Annotated in this window: 26 protein-coding genes; 10 read left to right on the top strand and 16 right to left on the bottom strand. The window is 55.8% G+C overall.

All coding sequences use genetic code 11. The features are described 5' to 3' along the window. Positions 1–12 precede the first annotated feature (12 nt). A complete protein-coding gene (locus PGR09_RS05350; RefSeq protein WP_045394592.1) occupies positions 13–1,128 on the top strand; it encodes an AAA family ATPase in 1,116 nt (371 codons plus the stop codon). 2 nt (positions 1,129–1,130) lie between these two features. Here the strand turns inward: PGR09_RS05350 and PGR09_RS05355 are convergent, their stop codons facing one another. Next, positions 1,131–2,396 carry an MFS transporter gene (locus PGR09_RS05355; RefSeq protein ID WP_045394589.1) on the bottom strand — a complete coding sequence of 422 codons (1,266 nt, stop codon included), beginning with the start codon at positions 2,394–2,396 and terminating at the stop codon, positions 1,131–1,133. A gap of 41 nt (positions 2,397–2,437) precedes the next feature. Beyond that, positions 2,438–5,545, bottom strand: coding sequence for a beta-galactosidase (locus tag PGR09_RS05360; protein ID WP_430915868.1), 3,108 nt, complete (start codon positions 5,543–5,545; stop codon positions 2,438–2,440). 208 nt (positions 5,546–5,753) lie between these two features. Between PGR09_RS05360 and PGR09_RS05365 the strand changes: the two genes are divergently transcribed. The 3 genes from PGR09_RS05365 to PGR09_RS05375 all read left to right on the top strand — a co-directional run bounded on the left by PGR09_RS05365 (position 5,754) and on the right by PGR09_RS05375 (position 8,446). Next, a complete protein-coding gene (locus PGR09_RS05365; RefSeq protein ID WP_047048093.1) occupies positions 5,754–6,818 on the top strand; it encodes a LacI family DNA-binding transcriptional regulator in 1,065 nt (354 codons plus the stop codon). Between the two features lie 381 nt (positions 6,819–7,199). Further along, a complete protein-coding gene (locus tag PGR09_RS05370) occupies positions 7,200–7,448 on the top strand; it encodes a hypothetical protein (protein WP_045394583.1) in 249 nt (82 codons plus the stop codon). Between the two features lie 41 nt (positions 7,449–7,489). After that, positions 7,490–8,446 (top strand): sensor domain-containing diguanylate cyclase, encoded by a 957-nt coding sequence (locus PGR09_RS05375; protein ID WP_430915869.1) that lies wholly within the window; start codon positions 7,490–7,492, stop codon positions 8,444–8,446. A 6-nt stretch (positions 8,447–8,452) separates the two neighbouring features. Here the strand turns inward: PGR09_RS05375 and PGR09_RS05380 are convergent, their stop codons facing one another. Beyond that, the gene (locus PGR09_RS05380; RefSeq protein ID WP_316422427.1) at positions 8,453–9,061 is read right to left on the bottom strand and encodes a glutathione S-transferase family protein; all 609 of its coding nucleotides are present in this window, start codon (positions 9,059–9,061) and stop codon (positions 8,453–8,455) included. Between the two features lie 176 nt (positions 9,062–9,237). Between PGR09_RS05380 and PGR09_RS05385 the strand changes: the two genes are divergently transcribed. Beyond that, positions 9,238–10,128 carry a LysR substrate-binding domain-containing protein gene (locus PGR09_RS05385; protein WP_316422237.1) on the top strand — a complete coding sequence of 297 codons (891 nt, stop codon included), beginning with the start codon at positions 9,238–9,240 and terminating at the stop codon, positions 10,126–10,128. Between the two features lie 75 nt (positions 10,129–10,203). Here the strand turns inward: PGR09_RS05385 and mgtS are convergent, their stop codons facing one another. From mgtS to ftrA, 3 genes are all read right to left on the bottom strand, one after another. Beyond that, a complete protein-coding gene (mgtS, locus tag PGR09_RS05390) occupies positions 10,204–10,299 on the bottom strand; it encodes a protein MgtS (RefSeq protein ID WP_004102377.1) in 96 nt (31 codons plus the stop codon). Positions 10,300–10,437: 138 nt separating this feature from the next. Then, on the bottom strand, positions 10,438–10,653 hold the full coding sequence (locus PGR09_RS05395; protein ID WP_015366741.1) for a DUF4177 domain-containing protein: 216 nt from the start codon (positions 10,651–10,653) through the stop codon (positions 10,438–10,440). A gap of 24 nt (positions 10,654–10,677) precedes the next feature. Then, positions 10,678–11,718, bottom strand: coding sequence for a transcriptional regulator FtrA (ftrA, locus tag PGR09_RS05400; protein ID WP_047079239.1), 1,041 nt, complete (start codon positions 11,716–11,718; stop codon positions 10,678–10,680). 68 nt (positions 11,719–11,786) lie between these two features. Between ftrA and PGR09_RS05405 the strand changes: the two genes are divergently transcribed. Together PGR09_RS05405 and PGR09_RS05410 are read left to right on the top strand one after the other, a co-directional pair. Continuing rightward, positions 11,787–12,200: a rhodanese-like domain-containing protein gene (locus PGR09_RS05405; RefSeq protein ID WP_047048097.1), complete on the top strand. Its 414-nt coding sequence runs from the start codon at positions 11,787–11,789 to the stop codon at positions 12,198–12,200. Positions 12,201–12,342: 142 nt separating this feature from the next. Further along, positions 12,343–13,446 (top strand): cobalamin-independent methionine synthase II family protein, encoded by a 1,104-nt coding sequence (locus PGR09_RS05410; protein WP_015366738.1) that lies wholly within the window; start codon positions 12,343–12,345, stop codon positions 13,444–13,446. A gap of 29 nt (positions 13,447–13,475) precedes the next feature. On the opposite strand, the gene PGR09_RS05415 is transcribed toward PGR09_RS05410, so the two are convergent. Both PGR09_RS05415 and ydeE read right to left on the bottom strand, forming a co-directional pair. Then, positions 13,476–13,946, bottom strand: a complete 471-nt coding sequence (locus PGR09_RS05415; protein ID WP_047048101.1) for a helix-turn-helix domain-containing protein — start codon at positions 13,944–13,946, stop codon at positions 13,476–13,478. A 116-nt stretch (positions 13,947–14,062) separates the two neighbouring features. Further along, entirely contained in the window at positions 14,063–15,247 is a 1,185-nt protein-coding gene (gene ydeE, locus PGR09_RS05420) for an efflux MFS transporter YdeE (RefSeq protein WP_047048104.1), read from the bottom strand. Positions 15,248–15,440: 193 nt separating this feature from the next. Between ydeE and eamA the strand changes: the two genes are divergently transcribed. After that, positions 15,441–16,337 (top strand): O-acetylserine/cysteine exporter, encoded by an 897-nt coding sequence (gene eamA / locus PGR09_RS05425; RefSeq protein WP_045394567.1) that lies wholly within the window; start codon positions 15,441–15,443, stop codon positions 16,335–16,337. 74 nt (positions 16,338–16,411) lie between these two features. Here the strand turns inward: eamA and marB are convergent, their stop codons facing one another. Genes marB through marR form a run of 3 tightly spaced genes read right to left on the bottom strand, consistent with a single transcriptional unit; the run spans position 16,412 to position 17,484 of the window. Beyond that, positions 16,412–16,618 carry a multiple antibiotic resistance protein MarB gene (gene marB / locus PGR09_RS05430; protein ID WP_020078926.1) on the bottom strand — a complete coding sequence of 69 codons (207 nt, stop codon included), beginning with the start codon at positions 16,616–16,618 and terminating at the stop codon, positions 16,412–16,414. Positions 16,619–16,648: 30 nt separating this feature from the next. Further along, the gene (marA, locus tag PGR09_RS05435) at positions 16,649–17,032 is read right to left on the bottom strand and encodes an MDR efflux pump AcrAB transcriptional activator MarA (protein WP_015366733.1); all 384 of its coding nucleotides are present in this window, start codon (positions 17,030–17,032) and stop codon (positions 16,649–16,651) included. A 17-nt stretch (positions 17,033–17,049) separates the two neighbouring features. Next, positions 17,050–17,484 carry a multiple antibiotic resistance transcriptional regulator MarR gene (gene marR, locus PGR09_RS05440; RefSeq protein WP_045394564.1) on the bottom strand — a complete coding sequence of 145 codons (435 nt, stop codon included), beginning with the start codon at positions 17,482–17,484 and terminating at the stop codon, positions 17,050–17,052. Between the two features lie 262 nt (positions 17,485–17,746). On the opposite strand from marR, the gene PGR09_RS05445 reads away from it, so the two are divergent. Continuing rightward, the gene (locus tag PGR09_RS05445) at positions 17,747–18,415 is read left to right on the top strand and encodes a MarC family NAAT transporter (RefSeq protein WP_047048110.1); all 669 of its coding nucleotides are present in this window, start codon (positions 17,747–17,749) and stop codon (positions 18,413–18,415) included. Positions 18,416–18,467: 52 nt separating this feature from the next. On the opposite strand, the gene PGR09_RS05450 is transcribed toward PGR09_RS05445, so the two are convergent. Beyond that, positions 18,468–19,670 (bottom strand): sugar transporter, encoded by a 1,203-nt coding sequence (locus PGR09_RS05450; protein WP_213292585.1) that lies wholly within the window; start codon positions 19,668–19,670, stop codon positions 18,468–18,470. A gap of 195 nt (positions 19,671–19,865) precedes the next feature. Between PGR09_RS05450 and PGR09_RS05455 the strand changes: the two genes are divergently transcribed. After that, a complete protein-coding gene (locus PGR09_RS05455; protein WP_430915870.1) occupies positions 19,866–20,663 on the top strand; it encodes a PhzF family phenazine biosynthesis protein in 798 nt (265 codons plus the stop codon). Between the two features lie 42 nt (positions 20,664–20,705). On the opposite strand, the gene PGR09_RS05460 is transcribed toward PGR09_RS05455, so the two are convergent. From PGR09_RS05460 to PGR09_RS05475, 4 genes are read right to left on the bottom strand one after another with little or no spacing between them, the layout of a single operon-like run. Next, positions 20,706–21,383, bottom strand: coding sequence for an SDR family NAD(P)-dependent oxidoreductase (locus PGR09_RS05460; protein WP_430915871.1), 678 nt, complete (start codon positions 21,381–21,383; stop codon positions 20,706–20,708). Beyond that, positions 21,380–21,853, bottom strand: coding sequence for a YhcH/YjgK/YiaL family protein (locus PGR09_RS05465; RefSeq protein ID WP_063415224.1), 474 nt, complete (start codon positions 21,851–21,853; stop codon positions 21,380–21,382). The genes PGR09_RS05460 and PGR09_RS05465 overlap by 4 nt, the downstream gene beginning before the upstream one ends. Beyond that, entirely contained in the window at positions 21,850–23,016 is a 1,167-nt protein-coding gene (locus tag PGR09_RS05470) for a sialidase family protein (RefSeq protein ID WP_430915872.1), read from the bottom strand. Before PGR09_RS05470 ends, PGR09_RS05465 begins: the two co-directional genes overlap by 4 nt. A gap of 2 nt (positions 23,017–23,018) precedes the next feature. After that, a complete protein-coding gene (locus PGR09_RS05475) occupies positions 23,019–24,431 on the bottom strand; it encodes a sodium:solute symporter family protein (RefSeq protein WP_430915873.1) in 1,413 nt (470 codons plus the stop codon). Positions 24,432–24,463 lie beyond the last annotated feature (32 nt).

Below are 24,463 nucleotides of genomic sequence, written 5' to 3' on the forward strand. Positions count from 1 at the left end.
CTGAGGACAGGTATGATTAACCGCATTCGTATTAACAATTTCCGTTCAGTCAGGGCGATTGAACTGGAACTCGGGCCGCTGAATATCGTGTTTGGCCCCAACGGTTGCGGAAAATCGAACATCTACAAAGCGATTCACCTGTTAACCGCCTCGGCCAGCGGCCAGTTTTCCAGCTATGTCAGCGAGGAGGGGGGGCTTGAGAATATCATGTGGTCGGGGAAACAGGCGCCGACCGACCGCCACCCACGGCGTCTGCAAATCGCCTGCCTGACCGACGAATTTGAATACGAATTGCAGGTCGGGTTTCCGGAAAAACTGCCGTACCCAACGCAATTCATGCTTGACCCGATCGTTAAAGAAGAGAATATCTGGCTATCGGGTTTTAACCGCCGGCCATCGTCACGGGTACTGCAGCGGAAAAACCAGGCGGCGTTTCTGGTTGATGTCAATGGCGAAAAAAGTACCTTCACCGATACTATTTACGAAAACGAGTCTATTTTCGGCCAGCTAGGCGAACCGCATCGTTTCCCGGAAGTGTCGCGCGTGCGGGAGACCATGCGCCGCTGGCGTTTTTACCATGAGTTTGCCATCGGCAGGCTTTCACCGCTCCGCCAGCCGACGGTCGGCTACCGTTCACCGGTGCTCGATAGCGATGGCGGCAATCTGGCGGCGGCCTTTCAGACTATCGTCGAAATCGGCGCTGAAGAGTTGCTGCACGAAATCCTCGGCGAAGCGTTCCCCGACTGTACCTTTTTCTGCGAGAACGACAACTCGCGTTTCGTGATGAAGATGCGCCGGGAGGGGATTTATCGGCCGCTGCTGGCGGCGGAGATGTCTGACGGCACCCTGCGTTTTTTGTGCCTGGCGGTCGCGTTGCTCAGCCCACGGCCACCGGCGTTTCTCGCCATTAATGAGCCGGAAAACAGCCTGCATCGCCAGATGTTCCCGGCGCTGGCGCGTCTGATTGTCGAAGCGTCACGCTATAGCCAGATCTGGCTTACCAGCCACTCGGCAGAACTGGCGCAATTGATCTCAGCGCGAGCGGAGTGCCGCCTCTACGAACTGGAGAATAGCGGCGGGCAAACGCAAATCAAAGCGGCGTCTCCGTCATCCGTGACGGAAGGATAATCTCAGGACGCATTGTTATACTCTGCTGTAGGCAGCAGTGTCTTACTACCTTTTAAGGTAAATAGCGATATCAGGGTAAAGCTCAGGGTGATTGAGCCGAGGATCAGGTAGGCCTGGTGAAAACCTACGGTGTCGTACATCCGTCCCACCCAAGCCGAAAGCACTACCCCGGAAAGCTGTTTCGACAGGTTAAAGCCGATTAAAAATAGGGTGGCGGAAAGCTTAGGGTTAAATGCGGAAGATATATATTTGAAAGTGCCGACCAGCAGGAACGGTAATTCAAACATGTGCAGCATTTTTAAAATGACCACTTCCACCGCCGAAGTCGCAAAAGAAGATCCGAGGATGCGCATCGACATAATTATGCCGGCGGTCAGCAGGGCGTTTTTCGCGCCGATGCGGTTAATAATTGCCGGGGCACAGAACATAATCAGCGCGTTGAGTAATTCACCGCCGGTGGTGACAAAGCCGAAGACTTCGGTCCCGCGCTGCGGCGTGGCGAAAAAGCCTTTAAAAAAGTTAGCGAACTGCTGGTCGAAAACGTCATAGACGCTGGCGACGCCTACCACATAAATAATAAATCCCCAGAAGCGCGGCATTCGCAGCAGTTCGGCCGCCGTACGCAGTGAAAAGGCCTGGCGGTTGGCGCCGATGGCGTCGATAACCTGCGCGCTGCTGCTGGCCTCCGGGCGCGATAGCCATAACAACACGCCAAGCACCAGCGCAAAACCGGAGGCTATCCAGAAGGTAATGTTAGGGTCGATACCGAACAAGATGCCGGTAATTGACGCGCACAGCGCCCAGCCGACGCAGCCGGAGACGCGTACTTTGCCGTATTCGAAACGGTTGGCGCGGCTGACGCGTTCAATATAGGCCTCGACCGCGCCGGAACCGCTGGAAAACACCACGCCTAAATAAATTCCTCCCACCAGCGCGCCGGCGATAATGTTCATTTGCAGCAGCGGCGAGAAGACAAAAATAAAGAACGGGGCGAACAAAATAAGCAGTACGGTAATGGTCCACAGCAGATGTTTACGCAGCCCGAGCTTATCGGAAATCAGTCCAAACACCGGTTGGAATATTATCGCGAACAGCGAAATGGAGGAGAAAACAATCCCCGTTTCGGTTTTCGTTAAATGGTTTACTTCCGCCAGCCACACCGGAAAAAAGGGAAAGTAAGCCGACATAATGAAATAGTAAAAGAAAAAGAACAGCATGAAATAGATAAAATTATGCCGTTCGCGGGGCGTGAGTTCAGAGAGTTTCATATCTTATTATACCTGTGCGGTGGGGGCCGAAGCCCCCGTTATTATTGACAATGAAGCGTAACCTGATAGTGCCATTGGGCCTCGAGCAGCAGCCACTGTGACAGAACGCTTGGTGTCCAGGAATCATCGCCGCCAACGCCCATATGCTGGCCGTCGAGCGTGATCCAGACGCCTTTTTCCGGCGTCATACAATGCCAGTGATCGGTCGTCATCAGCTGTTCCGTACTGTACGGCTGCACCGAGAAGTGGAACTGGCCTGCGACGTGCCAGCATCCCCAGTCCAGCGCTTTGCAATCGCAGCGCAGACCGTTTTCGCTGGGGAAGATATAGGGCGTGCTCATCTCGCGCAGCGGCTGTTGCCAGCGCGAAAAACAGGCGCTGCTTTTGCGATCCGGATAGTTTTCGTGCGGCCCTAATCCCAACCAGCTGACTTCGGCATGTTGATCGGCGACCTGGAAGCGCAGCCCGACGCGCGCCAGCGGCGGTAACGTTGCGGCACGTTCGCCATCAACGGTGATCTGGAGCCCGCCGTCGGCCGTGAAGGTCATGCGCCAGTGGCTGGCAATGACCGTCTCCTCGCCGCGCAGATAGTGCCAGTGGCTATCAACGATCACCTCCCGCACCAGCTGCTGCGCCTCGCATTTCACGCAGCGGGTCGTCAACGAATACAGACCGGCGCTCTTCCAGCGCTCGACCCAGGCGTTCGGATCGATACGTTCGACTTCGCTGACGCCAATATCATTGTCCAGCGGCGCACGGATAAACTGATCCGCCAGCGGGGTCAGCAACTGCTGTTTGCCCGCGGCATACCATTCGCTTAAACGTCCGCTCTGACGGTCGATAATCCAGCGCTGGGATCCGACGCTGACCTGATAGAACGTGGGTTCGATCGTCAGGACCGGCGCCGGGCCTTCGGCGGACGTCTCAGATAGCGCCAGCGGCGCGGCAAGCGCTAGCTGCTGCCAGGCGACGCGGTGACCGGGCTCAGACCATGACGTCGCCTGCGGCTGGATCACTTCGAGCTGCAGCCAGACATCACGGGCGCCGCGCGGCAGGGCCAGGCCGTCGCTAAGAATCAATTCCGCCCGTCCTTGCGGCTGCAGCGCCAGCGCTAAGTCGCCGCTGGCTATCGTTTCTCCCGCGCACTGAACCTGCCAGCGCAGCATTTCGTTATCGGTGACGCGGAACAGATATTCGCTGGTGATAGCAATCCGCAGCGGACTTTGCTCCAGCAAGGCGAACTGGAAATACTGTTGCGCATGTTTGGCCTCGATGAGCGAAGGATGGGCGCGCCGGTCGGGGAATACCAGGCCATTCATGCAGAACTGCCGGTCGTTAGGTTTATCGCCGAAATCGCCGCCATAGGCCCAGCCGACGCTACCATCCGGGAACGTTTTCTCGATTGCCTGGTCGGCCCAATCCCAGATAAAACCGCCCTGCAGGCGAGGATAGTCGCGGAAAGCCTGCCAGTAATCGGCGAAATTGCCCAGGCTATTGCCCATCGCGTGGGCGTATTCGCAGAGGATCAGCGGGCGTTGTTCGCCGGGCATCCCGATCCACTTCTTGATCGACCATTTGGGTACCGCCGGGAAGGGCTGGTCGCGCTCGACGCGGGCGTACATCGGGCAGATAATATCGGTGGCGCTGCTGTCGGCGCCGCCGCCTTCATACTGTACCGGACGCGAAGGGTCGTTATGCTTCAACCACTGGTACATGGCCTGATGGTTGTCGCCGCAGCCGGACTCATTACCCAGCGACCAGATAATGATCGAGGGATGATTGCGGTTGCTCTGCACCATACGGGTGACGCGCGCGCTGTAAGCGGCAAGCCAGGCCGGATCGTCAGACAGCCGATTCATCGGTACCATGCCGTGAGTTTCGATATTGGCTTCGTCCACCACGTACAGGCCGTAGCGGTTGCATAGCTCGTACCAGCGCGGGGCGTTGGGGTAGTGCGAACAGCGCACGGCGTTGAAATTGTTCTGCTTCATCAGCAGAATGTCCTGCACCATATCCTCTTCGTTGACCACCTGGCCGCGCTGATGATGATGTTCGTGGCGGTTGACGCCGCGAATCAATAGCGGCTTGCCGTTGAGCAACAGTAGCCCGTCGCGGATTTCTACCTGGCGAAAACCAATATCCCAGCCTTCCGCTTCAAGCAACGTCTCGCCGCGCCATAGCGATACCACCGCGCGGTAACAATGCGGCTGCTCGGCGCTCCACAGCCGCGGGCGCTCAATATCGAGATTGACAATTGCCCGCTCGCCGTAGCTGCCGCGTTCATCGATAATCGGCGTACCCAGCGGCTGGCGCTGGCTGGCAAGGCGCGTTTTGCCATCCCACAGCGCGACGTTAATTTCCAGCGCCGCCAGCGCTTCAGGCGCGGCCTCGACGCTAAGCTTGACCTGTAATTGCGCGTCGCGATATAGAGCATCGAGCTGCGGGGTTAATTGCACATCGCTGAGGCGGGCCTGCGGTTTATGCAACAGCCACACCGAACGGAAGATACCGCTCATGCGCCACATATCCTGATCTTCAAGCCAGCTGCCCGCGCTCCAGCGCATCACCATCACGCACAGGCGGTTGGCGCCTTGCTGCAGAAACGGGCTTAAATCAAAGGCGGCGGGAAGACGGCTATCCTGGGAGTAGCCGACCCACTCGCCGTTGCACCACAGATGAAACGCGGAGTTAACGCCGTCAAAGATAATTTGCGTTTGCCCTTCGACCCGCCACGCCTCATCGACGGTCAACTGTAGCGAATAGCAGCCGGTAGGGTTGTCTTCGGGCACCCGCGGCGGCACGGTATCAATCGGATAGCGGACGTTGCTGTAAATCGGCGCGTCATAGCCCTCCATTTGCCAGTTTGAAGGCACCGGCGTCGGGCGGCTGTCGGGCAGGTCATGCTGCAGCCAGTTGGCATCCACCTGAAACGGACTACGGGCATAGGAAAATTGCCATTCGCCGTCCAGCTGACGGCGGCGGTCGGAAGGGCGGTTGTCGCGCGCCGCATCGGCATCGCGCCAGCTGGCAAAAGAGGGATGGGCGGGCAGGCGGTTGAGGTGAGTGATAGTCTGGTTTTGCCAGTCCTCGCGGGCCAGAACTTCGTGAAAAGCGGGGCCGCGAGCGGCGCCTGAATCATATCGTTGCATACGCATACCTGACGGATAATGGTAATAAATGTTATTCGCTAAACAATCTCATCGGGTTATCGGGTATTTTCCACAGACCCGCAATGTTGGCGAAAATGAAACCCATTCACGATCACGAATCACGGCGCAAATAGCAGATTTTTGTCGTAAGGAAGACATAAAATGTTAGCGTAAGACATTACGCCGTTTTCACTGACAGGAGTACGCGATGCAGCGCCGTTCAGCCACTTTAGAAGATGTCGCCCGCGAGGCGGGCGTTTCGCAGCAGACGGTGTCGCGGGTGGTGAATAACCCACAGATTGTGGCGCAGCGCACCCGTGAAAAGGTGCTGCGTGCGATGCAGACGCTGCACTATGTACCTAACCGTTCGGCACAGCTATTGGCGGGCAAAGCGGCGGCATCGATAGGGCTTATCACCGCGTCGTTGACCTTACACGCGCCGTCGCAAATTGCCGCGGCGGTGAAAAGGTATGCCGGTGAGCAGGGGCTGGAGGTCGCCATCGCCATGCCGGCGCAAAGTGATTACCCGGCGCTGCAGGCGCGGCTGGATGAGTTTCGCGCCCAGCATATTCGAGGCACCATTATCAGCCTGCCGCTGGAGAGCAGCGTCGCCGAACGGCTGGCGGCGGAAAATACGGATATCGCCTGTTTGTTTCTCGATGTCTCGCCGGAGACAGATGTCTCCTGCGTGCGTTTCGATCATCGCGATGGCTGCGGCGCCTGCGTGCGCCACCTTTGGGAATTAGGGCACCGAGAGTTTGGCCTGTTGGCCGGGCCGGAAAGCTCGGTGTCGGCGCGGATGCGCCTCGGCAGCTGGCGCGAGACGCTGCACCGGCTTGGGGTCAGTCAATCGATCACGGTGTTCGGCGACTGGAGCGCCGCCAGCGGCTGGCAAAAAACCTTCGAGTTGCTGCATAAAAACCCGAAATTAAGCGCGATCGTGGTCGCCAACGATCAGATGGCACTCGGGGTGCTAAGCGCGCTGGCGCAGCTTAATCGACGCGGCAGCCAGGCGATTTCGGTGACCGGCTATGACGATACGGCCGATAGCCTTTACTTTCAGCCGCCGCTTACCACCGTCGCCCAGGATTTTGATCTGTTAGGCCGGCGGGCGGTGGAATTACTGATGCAGCAGATGGCGGCGCCGACCGGCCGCCTGCGCGAGCTGCTGCCGGCGCGGCTGGTGGTACGTCAGTCGACCTGGCCGCTCGCGACGCAGGATAATACCGCGCCGCTGATCGCGGAACTTAAAGCGCTGGTGGAGAAGCTCTGAGTACGTCTGCGGTTTAAGATTTATTGAACAAGGGCGTGCTAGCCTGCGAGTCAGACGTAGGAAGTCCCGACGCTTTTCTACGAAAACGCTAAATACAATCTACGATCTATCCATGCAAGCATTTATTCACCGCCAGTCACATGGCGGTTTTTTTTTGCCTATTCACCCCTGGCTCGTCGCTGGCGATTTTATTATCTTCTGCTAATTGCCGATAATTTGCGCTGATAACAGCATAAACGCATTGTTTTTCATGGCGTGGGTCTCGGCGCTTCCCTGGGCCGTATTTTTTAAGCCAGCATAAAATGCGGATAGCTATTGGGATGGAAAAAACGGCCAGGGCTAACCATACTGATGACATTGCGACAGGAGGTGGTGCTTTCAATGAACGATGATTTTCAGGCGATTAAGAACGAATTTGCTAAATACGCCGATGCGGCGCAAGGGACCGCGGTGGCTTTCGCCATGTATGAAGATTTAGCCCGACGGCTGGCGAATTACTTTCATAACCTCGATCAGCTCAACAAACGACGTTTTCTGCTGAAGCTGGAAGAGGGGGAACGCGAAATTGGTACCCAGGGCAGCTATGACTGGTATGGGGCGCTGACGCGCTTTTCATCGGCTGCTCATTAATCCCGCCATCTGATTTTTTCGCTTTATTGCAATGAGGCTTTATGAAATTCCCAGGCGTACCGGAAAATGAAGAAGAAAGACTGAAATCGCTGTATCTGGCGGACCTGCTCGATACCCGTGATGATGAGCGTTTCGAACGCCTCACCCGGCTGGCTAAAAGAATTTTTCAGGTGCCGGTGGTACTCATCAGCCTGCTCGACCGTGAACGGCAGTGGCTGCTCGCCTGTCAGGGGTTGGGGATTCGCCAGACCCGGCGCGATATCTCTTTTTGCGCCCACGCCATCTTGCAGGACGGCGCATTCATCGTTAACGATGCGGTCAATGACGATCGTTTTTATGATAACCCGTTGGTGACGGGCGAACCCTATATCCGCTTCTACGCGGGCTATCCTGTCCATCTGCCCGATGGCGCCGTGGCCGGCACGCTATGCCTGATTCATACCACGCCGCGCGAGTTTAACGATGAAGAGATCGCCGTCCTCAAGGATCTGGCTTATATCGTCGAGGATGAGTTCCAGGTGATTGGCATGGCGATGACCGACAGTCTGACCGGCATCGCTAACCGGCGCGGCTTTTACCGTATCGGCGATAAACGTTTCCGTACGCTTACTAGCAACGCAACGCCGTTTAGCCTGGTCTTTTTTGATCTCGATAAATTCAAACCCATTAACGATCTGTGGGGGCATGCGGAAGGTGACGAGGTGCTAAAAACCTTCGCGGCGTTTCTGGCGCAACATCTGCTGCCAGGCGAGGTTGTCGGCCGTTTAGGCGGCGATGAGTTCGCCGGCATCATTACCCGCAACGGGCGTGCCGACACATTCTTGCAAAAGCTGCGTGAGAGTGTCGATCATTACAACCAGACGTCAGGAAAACCCTATAACATTAATTACTCTTACGGCGAGCTACAGAGCGATGTCAGCCGTTATCCGACGCTCGGGGATATGCTCAAACAAAGCGATGAAGTGATGTATTCGCGCAAGCGTAGGAAAACCTTATAAACGCGATTATTCCGCCAGAGGATATTTTTTAAAAGCGGCTAAAGCCTCACATGCTTCTGCTAAACCATGTATATGTTTAAAATCGTGGGGCGGGATCGTCGTTGGGATCATGGCCTGAATAAATGACCAGACGACAGTACTGGTTATCATGACCTGATCCAGCGGTTGGGCGGTAGTGCGGCCGGCCAATCTTGCATCCCATTCATGACAAGCTGCCAGCAGTTGCTGTGTTACACGCTCAATCCATGGCTGATGCTGTTTTTCCGCCGGACGGAGACGATGTTCATAAATATTTTGTACCGCCTTTTCGCTGGCAGCGAGAATAAACCCCAACAGTTGCAGATCCTCCGCTAACCGATGCGGATTTTTCGGTAACAGTTTACGCCTGGGTTCGGCCTGCATTTCGAAATATTGTAGAATCAGTGTCGAGTCCATTAATAACAAACCGTTATCCAGTACCGCCGTTGGCGCTTTAACAACCGGGTTAATTTGTGAAAACGCATCAAAGGTGCTGAATACTGATAAAGGAACGCTCACAAATTGTATGCCGTATAGTTCCAGCGAGATTGCAACACGCCTAACGTAAGGCGAATCCATCATACCAATAAGTTTCATCGTCATTTTTTATTCCAGATTAACATCATTCTATTATCGGGAAATCATGTGTTCAGGCGCTGCCGATAAGCAGACCATCGCAGATTAGCGTAAACCGATAGCGACGAATATCATGGTTTTCTTATACAGAGCGTAAGTATTTCTGACATTAGCCGGCAAGGTGCAGAGAACAACAGATGTCGAATTATCCACCCATTGCAAGTTTACGCAGTTTCGAGGCCGTCGCCCGTCTTGGCAGCGTGACGCTAGCGGCGAAGGAACTGAATGTGACACATTCGGCGATTAGCCAGCAAATCAAAATCCTCGAGGAGCTCGTTGGGGTAAAACTCTTTATCCGCCAGGGGCGTGGCGTACAAATCAATGAAGAAGGGCGGCTGTACGCGCTGCAAATTCGCGAGGCTCTGCAGCACATCGCAGAGGCGACAAAGCTGGTACAGATTAAACCTCGGACGTTGGAACTTACGTTGTCAACACTACCTTCATTTGGCTGTCACTGGCTATTGCCGCGGCTAATGCGATTCCGCGAGAAATATCCTCACATCTTATTGCGGCTTCAGGCCAGCTTGACGGTGAGCGCTCTGGAACAGGAAGGGATTGATATTGCTATCCGTATGGGGCGTGGTGAATGGGAAGGGGTTAAAAGTCATTTTCTCTTTGCGGATGAATTAATGGTAGTCGCCGCGCCAAATTATAACGGCGGCAAGCTGCCAGCGACGCCGGAGGAGGTGGCTGCGAGCAACATTATTTTTTCGATGGAATCATGGAAAAGCTGGAGCCTGAACGCTGGGCTGGAGAAAGAGATCGAGCCTGGCGGACTACGGATTAATGATTCAAATCTGGTTCTTGATGCGGTACGGCTAGGCGAAGGTATCGCTCTGGAGCGTAGATCTCTGGTTCAGGGGGCGCTGGATAGAGGTGAGTTGGTGCAGATAACGGCAATTACTGCGCCTTATCCCTGGCACTACTGGTTGGCGGTCTCTCCGTTGGCGGAGGAAAAGGAGGAGGCAGCGCTGTTTATCGGCTGGCTTTTTGACGAAATCACTATTTGGCAGCAACAACGGCAATAACGGTCTTTAAAAACAGAACGCCCCCTGGTGCAACAGCAGCAGGGGGCGCTTACGGGTGGGGATTATCGTCGTTCATCAGTCATCCCATTTGTGGCTTAGATACGCGGCCAGAAAACCAAAGAACAGGATGGTTCCCAGTACGGCCATGAAAACATGCATATTTCCCAGCATGATCTACCTCCATCTTATTTATGCGCTAATGTTGTCCTCATTGAACAGGGTTTACGGTTGTTGAATAGATAATATCCTGGTCAATCTAAACAAAAGATTAACCAGAATAGCGTTATGTTTATGAAATAAATTAACGCATCAGATGGCGCGTTCGAGCACAAATAAATAGGCTTCGCGCGACCAGAACAGGGCGCTGCGGCGGCGTTCGACCGCCATGGTTTTGACTTCCCAGCCCTGCTGCGTGTACTCAGTGAGGAACCGGCTCATTTTATCGGGATCGGCTTTCGCTTCGCCAAAAAACATACTGCCCAGCAGCCCCTCTTTATAGATAACGACGCGACACTCTTTTTTCATCAGCTTAATCCTTGCAGGTGTAATTCAACGACGTGAATTATTGTCGCTGGCCATCTTAATATTACTACTGACGGGGGAAAACTTTTTTCGATATTGCAGCGGACTCACGGCGAAATGCTGGCGAAAGTGGTGACGTAGCGTACTGGCATTAGCGAAACCGCAGATTTCGGCGATTCTGTCGATGCTGAGACGGCTATCGGTGAGCTGCTGGCGGGCGCGAAGCAACCGCTCATCAAGCAGCCAGCGGGCCGGCGATTTACCGGTCGCCTGCTGAAAACGACGCAAGAAAGTGCGCGGGCTCATATCCATTCGCTGCGCCAGCGAGGCAAGGGTATGGCTCTCAGCGAGATGCTGATGTAGATAATCAAACAGCTGGCCGAGGCGCTGGCTTTCACGCGCTGTTGCTACCGGGCGGATCACCTGCTGCGCCTGCCCGCCGTCGCGGTGCGGCGACACCACCAGCCGCCGGGCGACGATGTTCGCCGCTTCGTGACCGAAATCTTCGCGCACCAGATGCAGACAAAGATCGATGCCCGCGGCGCTGCCGGCGGAGGTCATCAGCCGCGCATCGCCGACGTACAGCACGTCTTCCACCACTTCAATCAACGGAAAACGCTCCTGCAACCGGGCTGTGTAACGCCAATGGGTGGTGGCCTGCCGGCCGTTAAGCAATCCGGCGGCGGCGAGCACAAATACCCCGGAACAGATAGAGACGATTCTGCAGCCGCGCGCATACGCTGCCGCCAGCGCCTGGCACAACGCCTGAGGAACCTCGCTTTCTATGCCTCGCCAGCCGGGTACGACGATGGTGTCCGCTTCGTTAAGCAGCGCCAGCCCGCCGTCGCTGACGATGCGAATACCGCCGGTGGCGCGAAGCTCGCCATCATCGACGGCGGCGACCGCGAACCGATACCAGCTATCGCCCATTTCCGGGCGCGGGAGACCAAAAATCTCGACCGCCACGCCGAACTCGAAGGTACACAGGCCGTCATAGGCCAGAACGACGACTTTTGGTGGTGACAGTGTCACATTGTTGGTTGTCAGGATTTCAGCGTTTTCTGTCATCAATGGGGGCGGTGGTCCGGGTCGGGTGGTGGTTAAAGTAGTGTTACCACAGACAAGGAGAATACGCCATGAGTGTTGTAAGCCAATTTACGCCAGCCGCCCCGGCCGATGCCGCTGCCTGGTTTGCCCATAAACTGAGTGTCGAAACCGACTGCGCCGATGTCCATCACGCTTTGCAGCACGGTGAACAGGACTTTGTGCTGCTGCATGTGATAGGCAGTCATGATGTTTTCGCCCGTCGTCACCTGCCTGGCGCGCTGCATCTTCCGCATCGCGAGATCAATGCCGCGCGAATGGCGCAGTGGCCCGCGGAAACGCTGTTTGTCGTGTATTGCGCTGGGCCGCACTGCAACGGCGCGGATATTGCCGCCTTAAAGCTGGCGCAGCTTGGCCGGCCGGTAAAAATGATGCTCGGTGGCCTGACCGGTTGGGCGGATGAGGGGTTCGCATTTAGCGTCAGCGAAGCCAGCAACATGAAATAAATTCAACAGCTATGAATTTTTCTCGTTTGCCGATGCTCCTTCTGCATGACAGTATCTGGACATATAGACATCCAGAAGTCTAAAAATTCAAATAATGAATTATCACGGCAGGCAACTACCTGCCTGCCGTTAAGGAGAGAACATGCAACGTCACCAGGCCCCGTTTCGCGCAGATATCGTCGGCAGTTTTTTACGTCCTAACGCCATTAAGCAGGCGCGCCTGCAGTTAGCGGAGGGCAATATTGATGCCGGCCATCTGCGTGAAATAGAGAATGAAGCCATCCGCCAATTGGTTCAGCAGCAGTGCGATTGCGGCCTGCACGTGGTGACTGACGGTGAATTTCGGCGCGCATGGTGGCATTTCGACTTCTTCGATGGTCTGGAAGGCGTTGAACGTTACGATTCAGAGAAAGGTATTCAGTTCAACGGCGTACAGACCAAAGCGCACGGCGTGCGCGTGACCGGTAAACTGGGCTTCGGCAACCATCCAATGCTGGAAGATTTCCGCTTTTTGAAAAGCGTCAGCGGCAATGCGCAGCCGAAAATGACCATCCCCAGCCCCAGCGTGCTGCACTTCCGCGGCGGGCGTAAAGATATCGATAGCACGGTATACCCGGACCTGGCTGAATACTTCGACGATCTAGCAACCACCTGGCGTGATGCGATCCGCGCTTTCTATGACGCTGGCTGCCGTTATCTGCAGCTTGATGATACCGTCTGGGCCTATTTATGTTCAGACGAACAACGCCAGCAGGTACGCGAGCGCGGTGACGATCCGGACGAACTGGCGCGTACCTATGCCCGGGTACTGAATAAAGCCCTTGAAGGGAAGCCGCAGGATCTCACCGTCGGCTTGCACGTCTGTCGCGGTAACTTCCGCTCGACCTGGATTTCAGAAGGCGGCTACGAGCCCGTGGCGGAAATTCTCTTCGGCGGTGTCAACATTGACGCGTTTTTCCTTGAATACGACAACGATCGTTCCGGCGATTTTGCCCCGCTGCGCTTTATTCGTCCAGGCCATCAGCAGGTGGTGCTTGGGCTGATCACCACCAAGAACGGCGAACTGGAAAATCCGGAAGGCGTGAAGGCGCGACTGCAGGAGGCGGCGCAGTATGTACCGCTGGAGCAGATTTGCCTGAGCCCGCAGTGCGGCTTTGCCTCCACAGAAGAGGGCAATTCGCTAAGCGAAGCCCAGCAGTGGGATAAAGTGCGGCTGGTCACTGGGATCGCCGCCCAGGTCTGGTAACGAGATAGCCCGCATTAAGCGGGCTTTTTCTATTTACGCAGCAGGCGCTGCAGTCGCGCCTGCCGCCACTGGCGGATCCACCCGGCAAAGACAAACAGACGTAATCCCCGCAGCAGCAATAACGCGCCCCAGATGATTGCCACCCACACTGACCAGTAGACGTCCGGTTGGGTGAAATGATTAATCACCAGCAACAAAACGCAAACCGTGACCGCCACGCTCAGCGAGCGAAAAAAACGGCTCTCCTGATGCAGGCGGCTTTTCGCTTCTTCGATACGTAAATCGAGCGATGCTTCGTGACCGACGGGAGCATCGTCGCTGAGCTCGGCCACATTTATCTCAAACACCGCCGCCAGAGCGCTCAGGGTTTCTAACCCCGGGCGATCGCCGTTTTCGATCCGCTGGATAGTGCGAACGCTGACGCCAGCCAGTTCGGCAAGTTGTTCCTGGGACCAGGCGCGCTGCAGACGTAATTGCTTTACTCGGGTACTGCTGTTCATGGTGTTAATCTCCGGATGGGAACCTGAGACCAGTGTGATTTTTTAACCTGCCGGGCGCCACGACGGGCACCCGACAGAGAGGCGACAGCAACCCGACAGCCGCATGACGCCTGGGTTTACGCCTGTACGGTTTGCCAGGGACGCACATTCATGCCGCGGAAAATCATCAGCCAGGCGGCGACGATCGCCAGCATTAAGATGAAGAATAGCGACCAGTGCGGCAGATGGGTGAGGATTATCCCGGTCAGCATCGGGTTGAACGCCGCGCCTAACCAGCCTAACGACTGGGCGGAAAAATAGCTGGCTTTCATACCGGGTGGGGCAATCTGATCGATCAACATATATTCGCCCGGCGCATAAATAACTTCGCCAAGGGTAAAGATAGCGGCGGAAATGCCCCACATCACCAGATTATTACCGGAGAGGATAAAACCGCCGAGACCCAACACATAGCACAGGGTGCCGAAGGTCATCAGCGGGCGGATGTTTCGCGCCGAAAGCCGTCGCCCGACGGCGTATTGCAACGCGACCACCACCGCGGCGTTGACCGGCAGCACTACCGCGACCACTTTTTCCGCGAAGTCGCTGGTGCCTGCGGCGAGTACATACTGCGAAATACAGGAGGCAAATGAGCCGCCGACAAACGATGCCAGTAAGCCGGAAAAAGTAAACCACAGCAAGGCACGATCGCGCAAAAGCACCGACGGCGTCCACTGCGGCGCGGTACCTTCCACGCTAACGGCAGAGGTACGTTCGACGAAGATCTGGATAAACACCAGCGGGAAGGCGGCACACAGCGCGGCCAGCCAGAAAGGCAGGTTAATGCTCTGCATCACCAGCAGGGTGCCAATTGGCGGCCCAACGGTCCAGCCGATATTGAGGAAGGTATAGTTGAGCGAAAAGATGCGCGCCTTTTTCTCCGGCGTCAGCACATCGGCAAACCAGGCTTTCAGCACGGTAGAAAAAACCGAATAAGCGCAGTTGATCAATGAGAAAAAGAAGACCACCAGCGCCACGCTATTGACCGCGGGGATGGCGATAAAGCCAGCGATAAACGCCACGATGGCGATCAGCATATAGCGTTTTTTGTCGAACTTATCGGCAAGAATACCGAAGCCCATGCTGAAGATAACGCCGACGACCAGCGCGACGGAGAGCGCATAGCCGATGACGTCGACTTCCAGCTGAAAACGGCGGGTGAGATAAATCGTCATAAAAGGAAGCGTTGCGCCGCGGCCGATGGTTAACAGCAACGACGACGCCAGTAGCGCTACCGTTGAGCGCCTGATGGTGGTTGTCATTTTTTCCTTGCCCGATGTTGTGTTTTATTTTTGTTGTGCCCGATCACAAATAGCATGCTAACTGAGCCTTGTATAGCGGGCTCTATGTCGGAAAGTGCCTTCAGCACCTGCTAAAAATAATGATCTGTTCGAGCGGCGGGAATTTGGTTACTTTGACCTTGGTCATCGTTGACCAGAATGACAGAGGCATCGTATGACGCGCAGAGATGGACTGCTGGCAATGCTGGTAGTGGTGGTGTGGGGGCTCAATTTTGTGGTGATTAAGCTCGGGTTGCACAATATGCCGCCGCTGATGCTGGCGGGGTTACGTTTTTTACTGGTGGCGTTTCCGGCGCTACTGTTCGTTGCGCGGCCCAAAATACCGCTGCGCCTGCTGCTGGGCTACGGCCTGACCATCAGTTTCGGCCAGTTCGCCTTTTTATTCTGCGCGATTAACCTCGGTATGCCAGCCGGTTTGGCATCTCTGGTACTGCAGGCTCAGGCCTTTTTCACTATCGTGCTGGGCGCTTTTGTCTTTGGCGAGCGGTTACAGGGAAAGCAGGTCGCCGGTATCGCGCTGGCGATTTTTGGCGTATTGGTACTGGTTGAGGCCAGCCTCGGCGGCCAGCACGTGCCGCTGGTCGGCTTTATGCTGACTCTGGCGGCGGCGTTCAGCTGGGCCTGCGGCAACATTTTCAATAAGAAGATTATGTCTCAGCAACACAAGCCGCCGATTATGTCGCTGGTGGTGTGGAGCGCGTTGATTCCGGTGTTACCGTTCATGCTGGCGTCTGGCATTATTGATGGCCCACAGGCGATGGCGGCAAGCCTGGTTAATATCGACGCCACGACCGTGCTATCGCTGATGTATCTGGCGTTTGTCGCCACCATCGTTGGTTACGGTATCTGGGGGGCGCTGCTTGGGCGTTATGAAACCTGGCGGGTGGCGCCGCTGTCGCTGTTGGTGCCGGTAGTCGGGATGGCGAGCGCGGCTCTGCTGCTTGGCGAACGGCTCAATGGCCTACAGCTGTTGGGGGCGGCGCTGATTATGGGCGGGCTCTATATTAACGTGTTCGGTCTGCGGCTTGCGCGCCGCGGCGCAGCGCGGTAATGACCGTCCCGACGAAGCCGGGATAAAAAAGCCCCGCTTCAGCGGGGCTTGAGTCATTGCGGAATGGGCGGGCGTTAGTTGTAATACGGTACGCCCAGCTCATCCGATTTATCATTGCCGGCAGCCATGTGATTAAAATCAAACGGCGAGTCGTTATGTTCGGAAGGGATAATCATCGCGTCCCGGTTATTGTGGCGAACCGGAGTGGTGGTTTGCTCCGCATAACTCTGGCTTGCAGCCAGCGCCATTAGCACGATGGCGGCGGTAGCGAATAATTTCATGATTTCCTCAATACGTCTTTATGCAGGCGATTAACAACAATAATTATTTAGCGGCATCAGGTAGCGGGATTCACCCGGAACGTTGGTGATGCGATATTTATGCGGCGGCACATCGAAATAGTTTTTAAACGTCCGCGTCAGCGTCTGCTGCGATTCAAAACCGTAGCGCTCGGCCAGATACAAAATCGGCTCATTGCTCTGCTTGAGTTTTTGCGCGATTTCCGTCAGCTTGCGGCTGCGGATGTACTGGCCCAGCGAGTGGCCGGTCTCTTTCTTAAACATTCTTTGCAGGTGCCATTTGGAGTAACCTGAGCGCTCCGAAACTTTCTCCAGCGATAATGGAGATTCCAGGTTCTCTTCGATCCACGACAAAATACTATGGATAGTGATGGCGTCGTTATTGCGTCTGGACATCATCTTACCTCTTCTTATTACGGCAGGACTTTCTTGAGCAGTTGCTCAAGCATGACCACTTCGTCTGCCGTTAGATTTTTTGTTAGTTCCTGGTGCAATTTTTGACCCACAACCTGATGACAGTGCTCACAAAGGGCTGCGCCTTCTGGTGTCAGTTGCACCAGAACGCCGCGCTTGTCATTTGGGTTGGGCAACCGTTCTATCCAGCCTTTGCAGACTAGCCTGTCGAGCATGCGCGTCATTGCGCCTGGATCGACCGACAGGACGGTCTTCAGCTCAACGGGTGTTGTACATACTTCACAGCGAATGGAACAGAGCACCCGGAACTGGGTGGCGGTGATATCCATGGGTGAAAGATAGTCGTTGAGCAGTCGATCTTTTTTCTGGTTAACCATCTGGATCAATCGGCCAAGAGGGATCATCTCGTTGAACAGATTGTTAGTGTTTTCCATGATAGTTGCCCAGGCAATTATTTAGTTGCGATGGATATTATTGCCGCGGCAATCATAAGTCAACATTATGAATTCGCCGATGCCACGATTTGCTAAAGATTGATAATTTGACGGCTGTCACTTTTTCTCATTTTACTAACGCTTGTTATTTTTTATCGACGTGATTTTTTTCGTGGATGTGGCATCTGAGTCGCTGCTGTCGATATACTCACGGGGTGAAACTGTACTGAAAAAATAATACTTAACGGGATGTTGACTCACTATGCTGGAACTGTTTAAAGCAATAGGGATCGGTCTGGCGGTGATTTTACCGTTGGCGAACCCGCTCACCACCGTGGCATTGTTCCTTGGTCTGGCGGGCAATATGAACAACGCTGAGCGTAATCGACAGTCGCTGATGGCATCGGTGTATGTCTTTGCGATCCTGATGGTGGCGTGGTACGCCGGTCAGGTGGTGATGAATACCTTTGGTATTTCCATTCCCGGTCTGCGTATCGCCGGCGGTCTGATTGTGGCTTTTATTGGTTTTCGGATGCTGTTTCCGCAGCAGAAAGCCCACGATTCGATGGAAGCGAAGATCAAATCGGAAGAACTGCAGGATGAACCCACGGCGAATATCGCCTTCGTGCCGTTGGCGATGCCCAGCACCGCCGGGCCGGGCACCATCGCGATGATTATCAGCTCCGCCTCGACGGTAAAACACGGCGTCGATTTCCCGGAATGGGTCGTGCTGGCCGCGCCGCCGATTATTTTTGCGCTGGTGGGGATCATTCTGTGGGGCTGCCTGCGTAGCTCAGGGGCGATCATGCGGCTGGTGGGGAAAGGCGGTATCGAGGCGATTTCGCGCCTGATGGGTTTCCTGCTGGTCTGTATGGGCGTGCAGTTCATTATTAACGGCGTGCTGGAAATTATCACCAACTACCACGCCTAAGGGCCAATACGATTCACGCGCCCGGCAGTAAGCGGCCGGGCTTCGCTGCTCGCTAATGGGAGTGGTGCGGCTGCTGCTCATCGCCCGGCGAAGGCCAGCGGCGAAAAATCATCACCGACCACACCAGCGCCACCAGCGCCGGTACGGCGCCAACGTAGCCTATCGCCGACATCGACAGTTGCGTACTCACCTGGCTGCCGACCAGCGCGCCGGCGCCAATACCAATATTGAAAATACCCGAAAACAGCGACATCGCCACATCGGTAGCATCCGAAGCCAGCGCCAACACTTTCACCTGCATGCCGAGGCCGATGACCATAATCGCGATCCCCCAGAACACGCTGAGCAGCATGAGCTGGTTGGCGTTCCTTGAGGCAGGTAGCAGCAACAGCAGGCATACCAGCAGCAGGCCGATAGCGGTGGTAATTAGCGCGGAAGCATGCTGGTTTCCCAGCTTGCCGAAGACAATACTACCAATAATACCCGCGCCGCCGAGCACCAACAGCAGCAGAGTGGCGAAATTAGCGCTCAACCCTGCGACGTTCTGCACGAAGGGTTCAATATAGCTGTATGCCGTGTAGTGGGCGGTCACCACGATAACCGTCAGCAGATAAATACCGAGCAGCGCCGGACGGCGGAACAGCACCGGCAGGCTCTTGAGCGAACCGGAATGTTCGCTTGGCAGCGCCGGCAATAGTTTCGCCAGGCAGACCAGCGTCGCTAAAGCGCCAAGACCAATGGCCAGGAAGGTTGTGCGCCAGCCAAAATATTGTCCGACGATACGGCCAATAGGAATGCCGAACACCATGGCCAGCGCGGTACCGGTGGCGATAAGGCTAAGCGCCTGGGCGCGCTTGCCGGGAGGGGCCATACGGATAGCCAGCGCGGAGGTGATCGACCAGAACACCGCGTGGGCGAAGGCGATGCCAATGCGGCTCACCACCAGCACCGTGAAGTTCCACGCGAAAAATGACAATACGTGGCTGGCGATAAATAACACGAACAGGCCAATGAGCAGGCGACGGCGCTCCATCTTGCTGGTCAGCAGCATGAACGGCAGCGACATCAATGCCACTACCCAAGCATAAATGGTCAACATGATCCCGACCTGGGCCGTTTCCATACCGAAGCTGTCGGCAATATCAGACAGCAGGCCGACCGGGGCAAATTCAGTGGTATTAAAGATAAAGGCGGCAATTGCCAGCGTGACGACCCGCAGCCACGCGACTTTGCGTGAGACCGTATTTGTAAGCATAAATTCCGGGCTGGTAGTAATGAAAAGGAGAGATGACCGATCTTAAAACGAATGCTGCCGAAAATACAATCACTTTGTGATCTGTATCTCATTTTTTGCTGACGCCTGTGGCAGCTAACAACTTAATTTTTCGGCTAATAGTGTGCGGGAATGGTTTATGTGTCATGTTGATAGCCGATAAAAAAGGGGAGCACGATGAAAGAAATCAGTTTTTACCTGGTCGATGCCTTCAGCGATCGCAATTTTGGCGGCAACGCGGCGGCAGTATGCCCGCTCAGCGAATGGCTGCCTGATGAAACGCTCTTAAAAATGGCGCAGCAGCATAATCAATCCGAAACGGCGTTTTTTGTCCGCACCGACGCTGGCTATGAGCTGCGCTGGTTCACGACGCTTGATGAGATTAACCTCTGCGGCCACGCCACGCTCGCGGCATCGCACGTGATTTTTGAATATCTCGACCACCCCTCGGCAACTATCGTATTTAGCACCCGTTTTGTCGGTGAACTACGGGTAACGCGCAGCGGCGACTGGCTGACGCTGGATTTCCCCGCCTGGCAAACCACGCCGGTGCATGACGTACCGCCGGCGCTGTTCGCCGGATTGGGCATCGATGACGCACTGGAGGTGCGGGAAGGGCGTGATTATCTGGTGGTTCTGCGCGACCGGGCGCAGGTTGAAGCGGTGCGCCCGAATATGGCGCTGCTGGAGAGGCTGGATAAGATGATTTGCATTAGCGCGGCCGACGAAGAGTACGATTTTGTCAGCCGCTTTTTCTGCCCCGGTGAATCGATACCGGAAGATCCGGTAACCGGGTCAACCCACAGTATGCTGATCCCCTACTGGGGAGCGAAGCTCAATAAAACCGACCTGCTGGCGCGCCAGGTGTCGGCGCGCAGCGGCGAGCTGCGCTGCCAATGGCGCGATGACCGCGTACTGATTAGCGGCCAGGCGACCACCTATCTGCGCGGCACGGTCTATTTGCGCGAAGGTTAATGATAGTTTCCCCCGGCTGGCGCGACGTTTAGCCGGCTACTCCTAACCAAGCGAGGCGCCGCCACACATCACCAGCTCTTGTCCGGTCATGGCCGCGGCTCCTTCGCTAAGTAGCCAGCTCACCAGCGACGCCACCTCCTGTGTCTTAATCAATCTACCGAGCGGCGGCGCCTTCGGCGGCGAACTCTCGCGTCCCGGCTGGCGCAGCATTGGCGTATCGGTGGCGCCGGGGGCGATAACGTTAACGGTAATGCCCACAGCGGCAAGTTCCGCCGCCCAGCTTCTTGCCAGCGCCACCAGCGCCGCTTTGGTTGCCGTATACTGAGAACGGCCTGCCGCTCCGCGCGAGGTCCGGCTACCTAAAAGGATAATCCGACCGCCGCTCCCCATAACGGGCGCAAAGCGGTTGGCTAAGGTCTGCGCCGCATCTACATGTAGACGCCACAACGTCTCGCCACGCTGCGCGTCAAGTTCTCCTAGCGGCGCCGCCGCCATCAAACCGGCGGCATGGATAATCGCCTGCGGCGGTGGTACCGACGACAGAGCATCAACCAGCGCGCGGCGGTCGCTCACATCGACCGCCAGATGGGTGAAGCCTTCATGGATGAACGTCGGCGCGGAGCGGCTCAGACCGAGCACCTGCCAGTCCTCCGCCAGCAGTTGACCGACAATCGCGGCGCCGATCCCCGAGCTCGCGCCCGTCACCAGTGCCTGCTTCATGGCGCCTCCAGCATGCTGCGCGGTACTTTAAACACCGCTTTCCTCACCGGGGCGGGTGACGTAACGGCGCACAGTGCCTGGTGCGGTTCGCCGGGGAGAAAGACCGCGAAGTCCCCGGCGCACAGATGCAGCGTGACGCTTTGCGGCGTCTGCTTGCTGATAAAGAGGTCCGGCTTGCGTTCTTCATCATCAGGTTGGCCTGTGTACACCATACCGGCATGCAGCGTCTCCTCGCCGGCTAAAATGACCTGAATATCGGCCCATTGGTGGTGATATTCGGTATGTCGCAGTTCTGCCGCCTGGGTTTGCGCGATGCCGATGGTGCAGTGCCATCCGCCATCTGCAGGTTGGAAGCGGCCATCTTCGCGGGCTGTCAGGGCGGCAAGAGAACATTCAGTGCGACTGAGTATCTGCTGCAACGCCAGCGGCAACCCCGCCTGAGGCAGGGCATTCAGATTACCGATGATCATACGCCTTCTCCTTTAACCCATTGCGGCGAGACGCGGACATACTTAATGGCCTGCCGGTACCAGGTATAGGCAATGTGTAAATTACCGTCTTCACCCTGTTTAATACTGGGATAGGAGAATTCACGGTTTAGTTTTTGCTCTGAATTGTTGGTCATACAGTAGCCGTCGCCCTCATCAAGGTTGCGCATCCACGGCCAGCTTTTGCCGCCATCGGCGGAGATAGCCACGGTCATTGGTGCGCGCGGCGCGCCCCAGAAGGCGGTTTTCCCGGTGCATTCAGGCTCTTTCCGGCCGTCGTCGTCATCTATCTCATCGTATAGCGATGCCCGACGCTCGCTGGCGCCTGCTGCGCTCATGTCATTGAAGACCAGCGCCAGATCGCCGTTACTCAACGTGGTCGCCTGAATGGACGAGTTATTGTTTGGCAGCGTGGTGGGGATCGGCGCTGACCAGCTTTCGCCATAATCTGTCGACTGGCTGTACCAGATATGATCGGCCCAGCGGCTGCGGAAGAAGGCGGCCAGCGAGCCATCGGCCAGCGGGATGATATTCATATGCACGCAGCCGAGGCTTTGCGGTACCGCCACGTCGCGCCAGCTTTTGCCGCCATCGGCTGAGATTTTTACCGCGCTGATATCGTCGTTACCGACCCATTTTTCCCCTGGACGGATACGACAATAGAAAACCGGCAGCAACCAGTTGCCGTTGGGCATTGCGGTTATGGGTTGCCGGATAAAGGTGCCGGGTTCATCGAGTAGGGTGGCAATCGCTCCCCAGTGCTTTCCTCCATCGTGCGACTGGCGATAACGCACAATAGCGGTGTCCTGATTGCCGGCGTGCTGCGCGGTCCATAACAGCCACAGTACGCCATCAGGAGCCTGGAACAGCACCGGATTTTGTTCTGAACGTTCCGGGTCGTCGGATAACTTAATCGCGTCGCTCCACGTTGTGGCGCCCGGCGCTAAACGCGATCCCCAGACTGAAATATCCGCTTTCCCTTCCTGCGAACCGCCGAACCACACGCACATCAGCGTGCCATCGGGCAGCGGCAGAAGATTGGCGGCATGGTTTTGCGGGCAGCCGGAGGGCAGCATTGCCGAGGCGAGCTGAGGATCCTGCTGGTGTTGGCGAATCACGCCGTCAAAAGTTGGGGTGGTGGTCATTTTTACACTCCACGTTGTTCAATGGGGGCCGGGGATGATTGTTGCGCTTTATTGGGGATTAGGCGGTCGATCGCCATAATCAGGGCCGGGGTGATCAGCGCGATGTACATGTTATTGATGCCGAACGGATCGCCGAGCAAATACCACGCCGAAGTCACCACGCAGGCGCCGATGAGGCCAGCGTTCGCGCCGCGGGCGCTCTTAAAGAACGGCGCATAGAAGGCGATGACCGCGACCACGGTGATAGAGAGTCTGATGGCGCGGGTAAAGAAGGAGAGCTTCAGCACTTCCGGTACCAGCAGCACAAAAATAAGCGGCAGAAAACCGATGATCAGCGAGGCCCAGCGGGTGGCCTTAAACTCCTGCTCCGGCGTTGGATTGCGCCACGGCACGTAAAAATCTTTTACCACCAGAGAGGCAATCGCCAGGGCAACGGTGCTGACGCTAACGAAAATAGAAGCCACAAGTGACGTTGTCACTAATCCGGCAAGCCACGGGTTCATATCCTGCAGGAACACCGGTAGAGCGTACAGGCTGTTGATTTCCGGGTGCAGAAACTTCGCCGCCACGCCGATAATGGCGATCGCGAAGGCAATAGGCAGGCAGAAGAAAAAAGCAATCCAGGTAGAGCGTTTCGCCGATTTTACGTTTTTGGTCGAACTGATCGCCTGAATGACAAACTGGGTACAGAAGATGGAGCCGATAGTGCCAATAAGCCAGGCGCAGATGGTGCCGGCGCCAAAATCACCATCCCAGGTCCAGTAGTAATCCGACATCTTCTCAATCATCGGCGTGAAACCGCCGGTTTTTGCCAGCGCGAAGCCCATAATAATGAGTAGACCGGCATATTTTAATGCGCTGTGCAGCATGGTGACCCAGGCTACGCCTTTCATACCGCCGAAGGCAAAATAGAAAGTACTAACAATGGCGGTAATAAACGCCGCGAGGGGTAAATTGATCTTTAATACCGTGGAAATTGCCGCCGCGCCGCTGACGTAGTTACCGACGTTCACCAGCAACAGGGCGTAAATCATAATGATGGAAATAATATTCTTGGTACTGGTGCCGTATCGCTCGGCAATCGCCCCGGAAATAGTAATTTTGCCGGTATTATAAATCCGCTTAACCAGTATCAGGCCAAACAACGGAAAGCCAATGGCGGCGCCCAGCACCGACCACGAGGCGGCAATCCCGCTCTCAAATGCGGCCTGTGCGGTACCGATAGTCGACTTGGCGCCGATATATTCCGACATCAGCAGGATACCGACGATAAAGGCAGGCATCGTGCGCGAGCCCTCCATAAAATCCCCGGAATTTTTACTTCTGATACGGAACGTCAGCCAGGTGGTAAATAAGATATAGGCGATGACAATGCCGACAATAATAAAGGTATCTTCAGTGGTAAAATGATTCATCTTAGCCTCTCTTTGGGCGTACGAATCCTGGG

This window comes from Klebsiella sp. 141251 (assembly GCF_050600725.1).
Taxonomy (GTDB): domain Bacteria; phylum Pseudomonadota; class Gammaproteobacteria; order Enterobacterales; family Enterobacteriaceae; genus Klebsiella; species Klebsiella aerogenes.